The sequence below is a fragment of the Vibrio sp. QJM3NY_27 genome (assembly GCF_057785955.1).
Map to the genome: position 1 here is coordinate 1264813 of NZ_CM173512.1, position 14476 is coordinate 1279288.

The following is a 14476-nucleotide window of genomic DNA, read 5'->3' on the forward strand; positions in this document are numbered from 1 at the left end:
TCGGATTTCCGAGATGCATCACGGGGTAATTCGGCGTTTATATCAGCTATTCTGAGACATATATTTAAGTTGTTATCTACTATCTGATATAGTTTGTTTTTAGGCAACTTGTTCAATATTGAGATGAAAAGTGTATCAGGACATAGCGTTATCAATTAATAGAATTAAAAGACAAATCGAAAAGATAGAAAAACTTGATGCTAGAAAGTCTACAATTGAAGACTATTGCTACCATATTAAGATATTAATTGAAGCAGCAATATTTCACTCAGTCAGAATGCCAGCCGATGACAGTCGGTTTATTTGCCGAGCTAGATCTGGTTTTTTTTCTAATGTTTCTGAACTGATGAACCCTCCAAGTCAGTATGTGACCAACCTAGGTCGAGTTAATGACAAGCAAGAATCGAAATTCTACGCTTGTTATGATCGTAATGCCCAACTAGGTTCGTTAGATGAAATTAGGCTTGAAGATGGTACAGAAGTAACCCAGCTCTACTTCAAAATAAAACGAGAGATATCAATCCTAATATCAATTGGGCTCGCGAAACCTAGCTTCAATAACCCTACGATGAAATCTTTATCAGAATTGCAACTTTCTCCAGAGCAATTGAAAAAGCAGACGTTACTTCAAAAGTGGATTAGAGAATCATTTTTGGAGAAGCTAACGACATCCAATATTCACAAATATAAGAAGACCATTGCTATCTACAGGGTGTTGCAATCAATGTTTGATCTCAAAGGGATAGTTTTCCCTAGTGTGTCCTCTACGGGCAAGTGCAAAAACATAGTTCTTGAGCCTGCTATTGTTAGTGATTATTTAGAACCTATTAAAGCACGCGTAGTCATTGCTCAAAAACTGCCGCAAAATAATGGGTTTATTATGCATTTTAAGAAAGAAAGTAATTCCATAGACCTTGTTACAGGTGCAATAACTTGGAATGAAATTAGCTTACTTGGTCGAGATGATGTAAATAAGTTTTGGCGTGATAATAAAGAGCACGCTATCAGTATCGGGGATGGGCGATTCGCTATCCCACACTCCACAAACCCTAACCAGTTTTGGGTCACTCGATAGAAAGGTTTACATCTCTTAGATAATCTTTGGGCTGAAAAGGGGTTTGCACTGTCGCGAGCATTTTCAAACCGCATGTCGACGAGATCACGCAGAACGTTCAAGTAGCAATTTCTGCGTGAAGCTCTTCTGGGGAGTAGCAAGTCATTTGACGAGCCCAAATTAAGATGGGTCCGTCTCCCTTATTGATTACATCAACTAGTAAGAAATATTGCTAATGCTACGGCTAAACCAAAAACCAAAACGCAAGGCAATAATAATGGTCGTAACAAGTTGGTAATTATAAGGTTGATTTCCCTTTTTCCTGTTTCATTAATCCTAGTTTTATAAGTTAAAACTAGGATTAATGCTATGTAGATTCCACTCATTTTTCTTTCCTCTCACTCTATTGAAGACAATAGTATGAAAGTTTGAACAATCGGGCGTGTCGATTTACTACTGCTATTTGAGCCTACAAGATCATCATGGAAGAGCCTCTGGGGAGCATAAGTATAGATTTTGGCTAATTGTTGGTGAGGAATTGGCACTCAAATACGCTTACTTTGTTAAGTCAGACGAATTTATGCACTAATCTTCTTGTATGAATGAGTACTTGCTATCGAATATAGATTACAAATATGTTTGTGAAGGAAGGTAAATGGTCATTGCTAAGGAGTTAGTCCCATTATGTCGCTACCGGTGTTTTTCAAGGTAGTTGCCATCATTTGCTTGCTTATTAAGCAGCTTCTCTTTCTGGATTCAGATGAACGTCACCAACAGGCGCACAGTTCCTGATATCACCAGACCACCGCTCAGGCTTTCGCTGTTTTGCAGCGAACAATACCTCTACACGACGCTTCAAGATCTCTTTCTCTTTTCCATTGTGACGCTCTGAAGGCGTGACGTAATTTAGCTTACTGTGCTTGTGCTCGGTGTTGTACCAGAGTACGAAGGCTTCAACCCAACTTCGGCTACTATCGAGAGTTTCAAAGCCCTTTGTTGGCCAGTTTGGCATGTACTTAACTGTACGGAACAATGACTCGACATAAGGGTTATCATCACTGACTCTTGGGCGACTATATGACGAGGTAATACCTAACTCTTCCATCTTAGCTTTGAACGTCAACGACTTCATTGGCGCACCATTATCCGAGTGAAGAACCAGCGCTTGATTAAAGCACTGCTCTCGCATCAACGTCCTTTGCAGAAGTTGTGACGCCAGCTCACCGCATTCATGCTCATACACTTCATAACCAACAATTTTTCGACTGTAGATGTCCTCAATGACATACAGGTAATAATGTTGACCTCGAACCTTTGAGGGTAAGTAAGTGATATCCCAAGTATAGACTTGGTTCGAGTCCGTCGCTGTGTAACTGGTTGGCTTCGCTTGCTTCTGTCTGCTCCGCTGACGACCTCGTTTGTGAAGTTGCCCCTGCGTACTCAACACTCGGTAGTAGCTCGACTCAGAGGCGATATACTCACCTCTATCAAGCAGTGTCGGGACGATTTGAGTTGGAGGCAAGCTTGCGAACTCAGAGCGGTTACACACCTCGATTATCGCATCACGCTCTTCCTGCGACAGCTTGTTAGCAGGCTCAGGCCTGAGGCATATTGGCCTTTTGTCAGCTTGCACTTCTCCTTGCTGATACCAGCGGCGATATGTTCTCAAGTCGATTTGAACTTCATGGCAAACTGGCTCTAAACGACATCCACATTGCTTCGCTTCAAGGATAAGAGTCACTATGGTCTGCCTTTCATCGGTTGAGGTTAGTCGTCCTCTGGTTCTTCCCCGTAAAAGGCTCTCAGCTTTTTTCTTAGTACCAAGAGGGCGGCCGTTTCAGCGAGTGCTTTTTCTTTGAGTCGTAAATCTTTCTTCAACTCTTTGATTTCAAGTTTGTCAGCTTTAGCCTGCTTCTTTGCTTCAGCTTCGTGCTCTTTACTCGACTTAAACCCTTGCATACATTCGCTGCGCCAGCTTTGGATTTGCTCTGGAAAAAGACCTTTTTCACGACAATATTGGCTGAGTTCACTTTCTGTCATTGAGTAGGTTTCAGCGACAATGGCTAGTTTAGTTTGAGCAGACCACTGCTCTGATGAAGTGTTACTATTTGGCACGGCGGCTCCTGAACGTCTGAGTTGCTGGCGCCAATGATACAGGGTTGCAGTACTGACTCCTTCCTCTTCCGACACTTCTTTAACTGACATCGAATAGGGAGGTAATAGCTTCTTTTCTTTCTATTGAGATACGAGACACAATTACTCTTTATCGCCCAAACTGGTTAAATTTTAACAGTGACAACTACCCTGCCAGATAGGGCTACATACGAGTTACTATTTCTAAAGTACTTGGCGGGGAACCCAAAGAATGGTACTCAGATTCGGAACTGGATAGCTACATAGCAAGTGTAAGTATCGATATAGTTAATCGAATGCACGACTTGATAGTGATGCTTGACTACTTCTACGCCTTAATAATAGTAAATACGGCAGTGGAAAGTGAAGAGCGTGAGATTTTGGATGTTGCAGAAAGTTTGATTATAGAAGTAAGACGAACGAACATTCTGAATCAATAAAAATGGCGGCAAAAATGGCGGCATTCATTGTTAAACAGCGCAATTTATGGGTATGAAACGTCATTTTTTACTGTTTTTATATACATTGTTTTTTTCTTTAACTTGTTGATTTTATGGGTATTTATCTTATTTTTGTTAAGTTCTACGGCATGTCTTCACAGTCGGCTATGGACAAGCACTCAGGTGGTGTTGCTAAGTACCGTGCTGCGGAAGGTAAAACTGTTTTACTTCCATACCGTGGTTCTGTTCACAATACAATTTCTGACATCCTTGGTGGTGTACGTTCAACTTGTACATACGTAGGCGCAGCAAAGCTTAAAGAGCTAACTAAGCGTACGACTTTCATCCGTGTACAAGAGCAAGAGAACAACGTATTCGGCAAAGAGTAATCTGAACGAGTTCGAATAGTTTGAAAATCAAGAGCCGCTTTTTAGCGGCTCTTTTTTTACCTGAAATTGGGTAAGTGGCGACAGCCGAGCGACGTAAAACGTGGAAGGCTTGCACGAGTTTGGTGTGTTTATTTTGGGGCTAACTCTTCTGAGGTTGCTAAAGAGTAATTTAGCTCTTATTCGAGTTCAAAATTTGACATTAGAGCTAGTAAAGAATAATTAGTTTTGTTATATTTTTTAGGCCCTTAGAATGAGGTTAGTTTCACTATTAACCTTTATGATTGGTGTATAGCCGATCTGTTCTCTTTGACCGGTATTTGTTGCACATATGCGCATCAATTTCCGATCTACTCGTACCTCCTAGAGCGGAAATTGATGCGCATATGTGCACAGTCGCAAGCTCCTGAGTAAGGGCACCTTTTTCTCCTCTTTTTGAGTTGGTAATTTAATTATGTGGTTTGATCATCCTTACTACTTAGTAGCAAAGAATAATTTTATTCAAGAAACCAACACTTCAAATCTCAACTTTTTATCTAAGCAGTTACCCAAGATATTGTTCATCTGCGGCGGTGACCCTAAATTTTGCCCAAATAGAGGCAAAGTGGAGGAGTATCTTGATCGTCATCATCCAGAGTTCCTTCACTTCAGAGCTGAGCGAGCTTGGGCTGCGATATCCTCTCCAACAAGAAAGCAGGCTAAAAATGAGAATGCTTTAGAGTTGGAAGAGTGGCTTGCTGATTTTTCTGATGTTGTAGTTATTTTAGTTGAATCTTTTGGTACGGTAGCTGAATTAGGTGCATTTTCATTAAGTGAGCCTTTAAGAAAAAAACTACTGCCAATATTAGAAAAAAAATATGAAAACGACGTATCATTTATTAATACAGGTCCAGTGAAGTGGGTAGACGCAGACTCTAACTATAAGCCATCAATTTACACTGATTTTTCCACTATTTTGACATGTATGCCAGAAGTAATTGAGCGTTTCAATCGAAAACCGAAAAGAGTATTTAGGAATAAAATAGATACATTTGGTGAGCATACGCTAACTCTTAAAGAATTTTTGTTTTTTATTGTTCATATAATTAGTTCACTAGGGCCGATTAATGAAGTTGAGTTGGTTGATGTTTGTATAAAAACTAATAAGTACGGCAAGTCAAAGAAAGAGAAACTACACATTTCATTTGTTTTGTCTGTTTGCATAGCATTGAAAATAATTAACGTAATCGAGGTTGATGGTGTTGACTACTATACATGTATTGACTACCCCAGACTTTTTGTGAATGGGGAAGCTTCTGGGGTATTTGTTGTTTCTCAAAGAATGAGAGCAAGAAGTTTATCAAAATTAATACGTATTGATGAATATAGAAAACTATTAGGTAAAATTGTTCATGATATTGCTTGAATATTTAGCTAGGGAGTTGATTTTAGATAAAGGTTATATTAAAGACTTAGCAATTAACTCATCTCTTAATTATATCTCTTTTTCTATCCCCAAGAAGTCAGGTGGTGAGAGAATTATTCATCAACCAAGTCGAGAGCTTAAAGCATTACAAAGAGCTCTACATGATAATCTCCTCAAAAAATTACCCATCCACGAATCAGCATTCGCTTATCGTAAAGGAAAAGGTATTGATCAGCATGCAAAAGTTCATTTGTCAGCAAGATACCTTTTACGTCTAGATTTCAAACAATTTTTTGAATCGATCAAAGCTAAGGATATAACGTCATTTATAAACAAAAACAAAGATTTATTGTTGAGTGGTTGGACTGATAGTGACACTAAATTACTTGTTGATATTGTTTGCTACAAACATAAGCTAACTATGGGCTCAGTTACATCTCCAATCCTTTCTAATGCAATTTGCTTTTTATTGGATAAAGAGCTAGAGAAGATTTGTTATTTAAATGATGTAAAGTATAGTAGGTATGCTGATGATCTGTTTTTTTCCACGTCAAAACCTAATGTATTAAGAAAAATACAAAAAGAAGTTTTTAAGATTGTTTCAGAATTAGATGAACCAGGTCAGTTAAAGATTAATGTAAATAAAACGTACCATTCATCTAAAAGAAATAGAATGAGTGTGACAGGCTTAATACTAACTAATGATGGAAAAGTTTCTGTAGGACGATGTAATAAAAGAAAAGTTAGAACAATGGTTTTTAATTGGGATACCCTAGATGAAAAAGATAAATTTTATCTTCAGGGCTACTTATCATTTTGTTCTTCTATTGAACCAGAATTCATCAATTCTTTGTGTAACAAATACGGCTCAGAAGTTATTGTAAAGATTCAAACTTATAATTAGCTATATTTGATTGTTTAAGGGTTATTGTTCAAGTATAAGATCTCTAATAATAAGTGTACGTAACGTATATTTTATTGAATATTTTTTAGGTGGATTTTTAGTTCATTAACAACTTCAGAATGATAAGGCTCAGCAGGTAACTACTGAGCCTTATCATTAGACTTTACTTCTACTTCGCATAATTCGAAGGAAACAGTGCTCGTTTCGCTTCTTCATCACGTTCGCTCTTAAACTCAATGCCTTTGCCGATTTCACGGGCGCGCAGTGCGGCAGGGCGAGTGTTGATGGCATTAAACCAGCGCTTCAAATTCGGGTAAGGTTCTAGGCCTTCTTCACCAAGCACGAAAGGTGCTTTATCAATCCAACCCCATGCCGCGACATCGACAATGGTGTACTCATTTCCGACGAAAAACTCACGACCTTCCATGTGCTTTTCTAGCACTTCGTAATGACGTTGTGCTTCACGCAGATAACGGTTTACAGCGTAATCTAGGCCTGCTGGGGCTGCATGACGGAAGTGTACCGATTGGCCAGAATATGGACCAAGACCACTCGCGATGAACATCATCCAAGATAGCAGTTCAGCTCTGTCTTCTGGTTGGCCTGTTAGCTGACCTGTCTTCTCTGATAGGTAAAGAAGGATAGCGTTAGAGTCGAATACACGCTGTCCATCATCTTCAATCGCGGGCGTTTTGCCGTTTGGATTGATCAAACGATATTCCGGCGTGTGTTGCTCGCCTTTTAAGGTATCGACAGGAACAAGTTCAAAATCTAGGCCTGTCTCTTCTAGAAACAGAGCGATCTTCATTGGGTTTGGTGTTTGGTGAAAATAGAACTTAAGCATGGGGTAACTCCTTGTATTGGTCATTCATTAAAGCACCGCTTGAACGATCGTTCAATAATTGATTTTAAATTATTTGGAAAGCTGTCGAATCGTATTCCAAGTCTATGTGCTTAAAACTTCGTTATCAGGGGGGAAGATTAACATCGAACAATTCAGTGTGTTGAATTTTAAGTTGTTGAAAAAACGAGCTTAAAGTTGCTGTTTGGAAGTGTTGTTTTCTGCGGAGTTTGGATTTGTGATGGGTGGTTTTCGGTGGAATAGGGCGTATGAAATCCGCAGTTAGATATTCCAAAATTACCCGTAAATTCTCCTCGAAACCAAAATTATCTCGATGCGCAGGCTTAGTGGTAAGTTCAAAATCGTGATCTGTTGCCACACCTTATGCAACAAATGAATATTAACCTCGGAGATTCTGGTGTGGTTCACGGTTTTTTAATCTTAGGGGCTTACATTGGGGAGCAAATCTGATGTGAACACTTAACGACACAGGATCTTTCCATGAAAAAGAACATTATCGCCCTCGCTCTTGGTGGCATGCTAGCCTTTGGCGCAACACCTTACTCTTTTGCTGCTAACGATGGCGCAGTGCAAGCTTCAGCGGATTACGCGCAGTTGGTGACTAAGCGACAAGTCGTCGACCAATTACTTCTTGATGCGTTGCAGGCGTTTAAGTCTCCGGCAAGAATTTCTCACGCGGGCTTTACGGCTAAAATGCCAAGCAATATGGAAATTGTGACTAACCGATTGTTAGAAGCTTACCAGCTAGAACCTTACCGTACTGACTTGTTGATCTCGGCTGCGAACGCTCAGATCTACAACAAGAATGCAGAGCGCGCTATTGAGTTGTTTGAACAAGCACTGACGGTTGCGCCAGACGATGTTGACCTTCACGCTTACCTTGCGGTTTGGCAGCGATTTGAAGGCAATGACAGTGAATCTAACAAGCACATGGAGAAACTGGAAAGCCTAAACAAGGGCAAGGCAGAAGACATCAAACGTATTTTTGCAACGGTTGATCGCGTGTTAGAAACACCACTGAAAGAGTCTGCGGATAAGGGACTGTTAAGCGACCACGGTGCCATCGTCACTTTGGGTTACGCGCTTAACCCTGATGGTTCTATGCATGAAATCTTGATTGAGCGCCTTGAGACAACATTGGCGATGGCTAAAGCTAACCCAGACGCGATGATCGTGTTAACTGGCGGCGTGCCTAAGAACCATAAGACAGAAGGCAAGTTAATGGCGGATTGGCTTATCTCAAAAGGGGTAAGCAAAGACCGCATCATTGAAGAGAACTACGCGACCAGCACGGTAGGCAATGCCTTGTTCAGTAGCTACGCGCTTGCTCGTCATGATATTAAACACGCGACCATTATTAGCTCGGCAAGCCATGTTCGTCGTGGTCAAACTCTGTTTGAAATTGCTAGCTGGCAAACTGGCCCTCAGGGCATTACCTTCGATACGGTTTCTTACCCAGATAAGCCGCTAGAAGATCTTAAGAAAGCGAGCAGTGGTGAGCTTCTAGGCATCTACCGTGACGCACTGAGAACGTATGGTATGTGGAGCTACCGTTCTTACCCATTAGAGTCTCGTTAAGCCCAAGCATTATTTGCGTTTGGGAAAAGCACAGTTCGTGTTAAACCAAAGCTTCACTTGTTAGTACAATCGAGCACAGCTAGATGGTATGCTGTGCTCCTACTTAATTTAGTGTTTCAAAGGCAAAAAAATGAACCCGATTTTAGCAATGTTGAAAGAGAACAATATTAGCGACGAGCAGATCAGCGAGATATTCAAGACGTTGACCGAGAACCCTCTTGCAGCAATGGCGACAATCAGCCAACTTGGTTTACCACAAGATAAGCTTCAAATGCTGATGGGTCAGGTAATGCAAAACCCTGCGCTAATCAAAGAAGCAGTTGAAGAGCTTGGCCTAGATTTTTCTAAGGTTGAAGCCGCTAAAGAGCAACTTCAAAAATAAGTGAGTTTGAATGAGCTGATATCGTCTTAGCTTAATCAAAATTCAATGAAAAGGTCGTTTAAGTTCAGCAACAGGCTGTCTTAACGGCCTTTTTTGATCTTGGTGGCGATTATTCACTTTGATCAAGTTGCTTTCAATCCCTGCTTCCCATTTTCTACTCAACGACTATTTCAACACAATTGACAGCACCTTTGCCAAATATGCGTTGCTACTGACAATTTACTTACTAGACTTAATTAACCTATGTGCGACTTGATATGTGCACCTTGATGAACAGTGATTTTGGATGAGGAACGCCCTGAATAATAGGGACATAAACATTAAACAATAGCGCTGTTTATTTATGGGTCACACCAAGAAAAAGAATAAGAGGGCACTCAAATAAGCCCTTTATTGAGCAGTGATTTTATAGGAAATGAGTTATGAAATATTTAAAGGAAACGGCTTTAGCGAGCCTTGTGTTGGCAGGGCTTGTTGGTTGTGGCGGAGACTCAGGATCATCAAGCAGCACGACACCCATTACCTTGAGCGTGAGTGATGCGCCCGTTGATGATGTTAAAGACGTCACCGTGACATTCAGTAAGGTGGCTTTACTTCCTCAAGGGGGAGGTTCGCCACTGATTTATGATGTGTATAAAACGGACGAAAACGGCAACTACGTTGATAAAAATGGTGATCCATTGCCAGATGGTGAGGATCCGATTCCACTCAGTGTGAATTTGTTGGATTACCAAGGCAGCGAGGCGCTTCCTTTGATTGAAAATGAGGTCATTCCGGTAGGCAGTTATAAGTTGTGTGTGTTTGCCCATGATGGTGACCACCCAACAACACCTTCTTACGTTATAGAAAACGATGATACGAACCGTCAGTTAACGGTGAAAGGTGAAGGTGCATGCCCGCAAGGTGTGGGTAAAGAAGATAACGCTGGTGTGCTGTATTTTAACAACTCATTCAATGTGAACCAACAGAGTAACGATTTTGTTGTTGAGTTCGATCTGAGACGCGGCTTAAAGAACAGTTCAAGTCTCCCTGATTACACCATTCAAAGAACATCTGTGAGCCTTATCAATACGGTTGAGACAGGAAACATTGAAGGTACTGTAGCGACAACAACTTTTGGAGCTTGTAACCCTACAAATGATAATACCTTCGTTCAATCGGTTTATTTGTATGAAGGTGACATCGCTAAAGCTGACATGGCTCCGATTGGTGGTCCTGCGGAGAAAAAACCGATCACTTCAGCGTCAGTGACATTGAATAAAGCGCAGACCAACTATGAGTTTTCTCTGGGCTTCATTGATCCAGGTACTTATTCATTGGGTTATACCTGTACTGCGCAGTTCGACAGTGATGAAGACAATGCTGCGCCATTAGCTGCTGGGTTCACAATATTCGAAGCTCAAAATGGCGTGCAAGTAACCGTAGGTCAAGACAGCCAAGTGTCATTCTAACCTTGATGTGAATTACGATTTTTAATTAAAACGGCCTCTTATTTGGAGGCCGTTTTTGATCATGTCACCTAGCTAGATGAATTTGATGAGCATTGAGTGTGACTCTAGGGAAGTGATAATGTAACTTTGTATCTCTTACTCTAACCTAGCGAAATGTATTCCGGTGTTGCTCATGAAATCTAGCTTAAGCATTCGATCTTACACCAAGCAATTTAATACCCATGCTCATGATGACCATCATCAATTGGTATTGCCGATCCAAGGCAGTATTAATATCGAAATGGTGGGGTATGTTGGCAAAGTGGCCGTTGGCGAATGTGTGGTGATTCCGGTAACCACAGCACATGCGTTTAAGGCGGATGAAGCCGCGCGGTTTATTGTCGCGGATATGGCGGAGTTGCCGCAGCACTTGTTAGAGCATGAGCTCTCGGTTTTTACGATCACACCACCTTTGATGAGCTTCTTGCTGTTTGTTGAGAAGCAGCTGGAATATCAGGTCGATAGTGGCATTGAGTCATCAGTTTTGGATGTGTTTTCATTGCTGTTAGAGCAACAACAAGTCAGCAAGAGCATCGACCCAAGAATCCGTGCGGTACAAAGGCTGATAGCGGATAATTACACGCAGCCGTTATCCATTTCACAACTTGCAGAAACGGCCTGTTTGAGCCCCACTCAATTCAAAAAACGCTTCAAAGAATGTCTGGGTATCAGTGCGCTTAAATACATCACTCGCTATCGTATGGAGAAAGCTCAAGCCTTGTTAACTCATACCGATTTACCGGTTCAATTGATTGCTGAAAATGTGGGCTATAGTGATGTCTCTGCTTTCAGTCGTCGCTTCTCTCAGCACTTTGGAATGCCTCCAAGGGCGTTTCTAGGCTCAATGAAAGAGAGTCTTTAGAAACAATAATAGCGTCCTTTCGGCAAACTAACCTTTATCAATCTTCACTATTATCTATTTCAGAACTGAAAATTGGATAATAGAAATGAATCTTGCCATCAATCGCGTTAACGAATTCCAAACGGGCACTTTGGCCATCTTGTTTGCTTCTATTTTATGGGGCACGACAGGCACCGCCGCAAGTTTTGCGCCTGATCTAAGCCCATTAGCGATTGGTGCTTTCTCTATGGGTGTCGGTGGCCTAATGCAAGCGGGCTTGGCGTATCGACAAATCCTATTCGCTTTCGACAAACTTTTGCAGAACAAGAAGCTGTTGGCAGTGAGCGCTTTGGCTTTGGCGGTCTATCCTTTAGCTTTCTATTCTTCAATGAAATTATCAGGCGTGGCGATTGGTACCGTGGTTTCGATTGCTACCGCACCTTTCTTTTCCGCATTGCTAGAGTGTCTGATTAGCAAAAAGAGTAATATTGACCGACGTTGGCTCACTAGCTTTGCGATTGGTGTCGTGGGTATTGGGTTGTTGGTGTTTTCAGAATCTTCATCGGCGAATGAATCCGGTGATGATCTCAAGCTGTTAGGTATTGCTTTAGGTTTGCTCGCAGGCTTGTGTTACGCCATTTATTCTTGGGCGACCAAAGCACTGATCGACAAAGGGATTAAGTCACAAGCGGCGATGGGCAGTATTTTTGGCCTGGGTGCGATGCTGTTGCTGCCAACGCTCTGGTTTACTGGTGAGAACCTGTTTTCCTCGCAGATTAACGTATTAGTCATCAGTTATCTGACGCTAATCCCACAATGCTTGGGCTATATCGCGTTCAGTTTTGGTTTACGCCACGTGACCGCGAGTAGTGCCAATCTACTTACTTTGTTTGAACCGGTAGTCGCAGCGGTGCTTGCCGTCTGCGTTGTCGGTGAGCTGATTCCTTTTACAGGCTGGCTAGGTATGTTTCTGATTGTGTTGTGCTTGTTGATACAGTCGAAGCCATCTAAAGGAACGTTATAAGTATTTGTTTTGTTGGACCTAATTGAAATTTTTTCATGTGTAATTCTTATAATTGAATAAAATCAGTATCTCAGTTGTGAGAGTGCTGTTACTATCGCTATCAATAGTCGGGGGGCATATACCTTATTTGGTGTTTGCTGAGATCGTTAATCGAGACCCGTTGAACCTGATTCAGTTAACACTGGCGTAGGGAACTATAAGCACTCGATCTACGTCTGCACCCATGAAAACTTTCATGAGCCTAATGCGACTTCTCCTTCGATCAGTGTTCGTTCTCCTACGTCTTGTAAGATAGTAGGAGCGACAATGACACACAGTTCTATTTCAAAAGATTTAACGCCCAAAGCCTCAGTTTCACAGCACTCTGCTGATGGTTCGATTCGAACGAACACTCCGATTGTATTGACGATCGCAGGCTCAGACAGCGGCGGCGGTGCAGGGATCCAAGCTGATATTAAAGCGATGTCTGCTACCGGTAGTTTTGCTTGTTCGGTCATTACCGCTATCACATCTCAGAACACTCAAGGCGTGTCAGCCATTTTCCCTATTCCACTCGACCATGTAGCTAGTCAGTTAGATGCAGTGTTTACTGATCTCAATATCGTGGCAGTAAAAGTCGGCATGTTGGCTGATTCGCAAATCATCAAAGCCGTTGCTGACAAAATTAAGCAATACCAACCTAAACACTTAGTGATTGACCCTGTAATGGTTGCGACAAGTGGCGATCTTCTTCTAGAAAACTCAGCCATCACGACGCTGAAGCAAGAACTGATTCCGCTGGCAGACATCATTACGCCTAATTTGCCTGAAGGCGCAGCATTAACAGGCAAGCCAGTACCTGAAAGCGAAGCCGAAATGCAGGGCATGATTGACGATTTACGCGCACTAGGTGCTAAAGCCGTTCTTCTCAAAGGCGGTCATTTAGAGAAAGATGAAAACAGTAACGATCTACTGATTCTCCCGACGACGTCTGCATTGATTAGCGCGAAGCGTTTCCCGACTAAAAACACCCACGGCACAGGCTGTACGCTTTCATCTGCTATTGCTTCTTTCTTAGCGCAAGGCAATACGCTGTCAGAGGCTGTCGACCTAGGCAAACAATACATCTCGCGCGCGATTGCTCACGCTGATGAGTTGCAAGTTGGCCAAGGTCATGGCCCGGTAAATCACTTCTTCGCTGGACACGGTAATGTCCGTTAATACCGTTGGTGTTCAACTCAGCAATGCCTCCTTACGTTATAACGACAGTGAGCACGCGACCTTGTCTGGGTTGTCGCTTAGCTTAAACGCAGGTAAGTGGACGGTATTGTTGGGTAGAAGTGGCTGCGGGAAAACCACGGTATTACGTTATCTGGCAGGCTTGTTGGACGACAAGGTAGAGTGGCAGGGCACATTGGCAACCTCTGATGAATTGTCTTTAACGGACCGCATCGCTTACATGGCGCAGCAGGATTTGTTACTGCCATGGCTGTCGGTTATCGACAATGTATGCCTGAGTCATCGCTTTCAAAATCCAATTTCTGATAAAGCACTGCAAACCAATCAAGCACTAGAGTTATTAGCTGCGGTTGGTTTGGCTGATCACGCGTCTACTATGCCAGATCAATTGTCTGGAGGTATGCGTCAACGTGTTGCTTTGGCTCGCACCTTAATGCAAGACAAGCCAGTCGTGTTGATGGACGAGCCTTTCTCTGCGCTGGATGCGGTAACAAGACACAAGTTACAGAGCTTAGCGTGTGAACTGTTAAGAGATAAAACTGTCGTGTTGATCACTCATGATCCACAAGAAGCGGTGCGTTTGGCGGATAACTTGTATGTGTTGCAAGGCACGCCTGCGAGTGCTCAGTCATTGTCTGTGCCGAATACAGCGACACCAAGAGTGTTAGATGGTGAATGTGCTGAACTACAACAAGCGATCTTAGATCAGTTGGAGCGTGATTATGAATGATCTAACGCGAAGTGAAGCTACTGATAGCT

The 14476-nt window shown here is 42.1% G+C and carries 12 protein-coding genes, 1 pseudogene and 1 riboswitch; of the genes and pseudogenes, 11 read left to right on the forward strand and 2 right to left on the reverse strand.

The features are described 5' to 3' along the window. The first annotated feature begins 130 nt into the window (after positions 1 to 130). Positions 131 to 1075, forward strand: a complete 945-nt coding sequence (locus AC3CIA_RS21270; RefSeq protein ID WP_488519004.1) for a hypothetical protein — start codon at positions 131 to 133, stop codon at positions 1073 to 1075. Between the two features lie 712 nt (positions 1076 to 1787). Here the strand turns inward: AC3CIA_RS21270 and AC3CIA_RS21275 are convergent. Next, a protein-coding gene (locus AC3CIA_RS21275; protein WP_488519005.1) for an IS3 family transposase occupies positions 1788 to 3259 on the reverse strand; the annotation gives its coding sequence in 2 pieces (ribosomal slippage) (positions 1788 to 2869 and positions 2869 to 3259; 1473 coding nt in all). A 499-nt stretch (positions 3260 to 3758) separates the two neighbouring features. Here AC3CIA_RS21275 and AC3CIA_RS21280 point away from each other — a divergent pair. From AC3CIA_RS21280 to AC3CIA_RS21290, 3 genes and pseudogenes are all read left to right on the forward strand, one after another. Beyond that, a pseudogene (locus AC3CIA_RS21280) lies at positions 3759 to 4016 on the forward strand (IMP dehydrogenase); the annotation flags it as partial. Between the two features lie 451 nt (positions 4017 to 4467). Continuing rightward, positions 4468 to 5418: a retron St85 family effector protein gene (locus AC3CIA_RS21285; protein ID WP_488519006.1), complete on the forward strand. Its 951-nt coding sequence runs from the start codon at positions 4468 to 4470 to the stop codon at positions 5416 to 5418. After that, a complete protein-coding gene (locus AC3CIA_RS21290) occupies positions 5405 to 6322 on the forward strand; it encodes a retron St85 family RNA-directed DNA polymerase (RefSeq protein WP_017066175.1) in 918 nt (305 codons plus the stop codon). The genes AC3CIA_RS21285 and AC3CIA_RS21290 overlap by 14 nt, the downstream gene beginning before the upstream one ends. Positions 6323 to 6491: 169 nt before the next feature. Here the strand turns inward: AC3CIA_RS21290 and AC3CIA_RS21295 are convergent, their stop codons facing one another. Further along, positions 6492 to 7166: a glutathione S-transferase family protein gene (locus AC3CIA_RS21295; RefSeq protein ID WP_488519007.1), complete on the reverse strand. Its 675-nt coding sequence runs from the start codon at positions 7164 to 7166 to the stop codon at positions 6492 to 6494. 498 nt (positions 7167 to 7664) lie between these two features. Here AC3CIA_RS21295 and AC3CIA_RS21300 point away from each other — a divergent pair, with 498 nt between their 5' ends. From AC3CIA_RS21300 to AC3CIA_RS21330, 7 genes are all read left to right on the forward strand, one after another. Next, complete coding sequence (locus AC3CIA_RS21300) at positions 7665 to 8762, forward strand: ElyC/SanA/YdcF family protein (RefSeq protein ID WP_428786070.1); 1098 nt, start codon at positions 7665 to 7667, stop codon at positions 8760 to 8762. A 130-nt stretch (positions 8763 to 8892) separates the two neighbouring features. Beyond that, positions 8893 to 9144, forward strand: a complete 252-nt coding sequence (locus tag AC3CIA_RS21305; protein ID WP_009844829.1) for a DUF2999 family protein — start codon at positions 8893 to 8895, stop codon at positions 9142 to 9144. A gap of 422 nt (positions 9145 to 9566) precedes the next feature. Next, entirely contained in the window at positions 9567 to 10595 is a 1029-nt protein-coding gene (locus AC3CIA_RS21310) for a DUF4382 domain-containing protein (RefSeq protein WP_488519008.1), read from the forward strand. Between the two features lie 172 nt (positions 10596 to 10767). Beyond that, a complete protein-coding gene (locus AC3CIA_RS21315) occupies positions 10768 to 11496 on the forward strand; it encodes a helix-turn-helix domain-containing protein (RefSeq protein ID WP_372049542.1) in 729 nt (242 codons plus the stop codon). Positions 11497 to 11581: 85 nt separating this feature from the next. Beyond that, entirely contained in the window at positions 11582 to 12499 is a 918-nt protein-coding gene (locus AC3CIA_RS21320; RefSeq protein ID WP_488519009.1) for a DMT family transporter, read from the forward strand. A gap of 98 nt (positions 12500 to 12597) precedes the next feature. Continuing rightward, a riboswitch (TPP riboswitch) is annotated at positions 12598 to 12709 on the forward strand. Positions 12710 to 12805: 96 nt separating this feature from the next. Then, entirely contained in the window at positions 12806 to 13699 is an 894-nt protein-coding gene (thiD, locus tag AC3CIA_RS21325; RefSeq protein ID WP_488519010.1) for a bifunctional hydroxymethylpyrimidine kinase/phosphomethylpyrimidine kinase, read from the forward strand. Further along, on the forward strand, positions 13689 to 14447 hold the full coding sequence (locus AC3CIA_RS21330; RefSeq protein ID WP_488519011.1) for an ABC transporter ATP-binding protein: 759 nt from the start codon (positions 13689 to 13691) through the stop codon (positions 14445 to 14447). Before thiD ends, AC3CIA_RS21330 begins: the two co-directional genes overlap by 11 nt. The last annotated feature ends 29 nt before the right edge of the window (positions 14448 to 14476 follow it).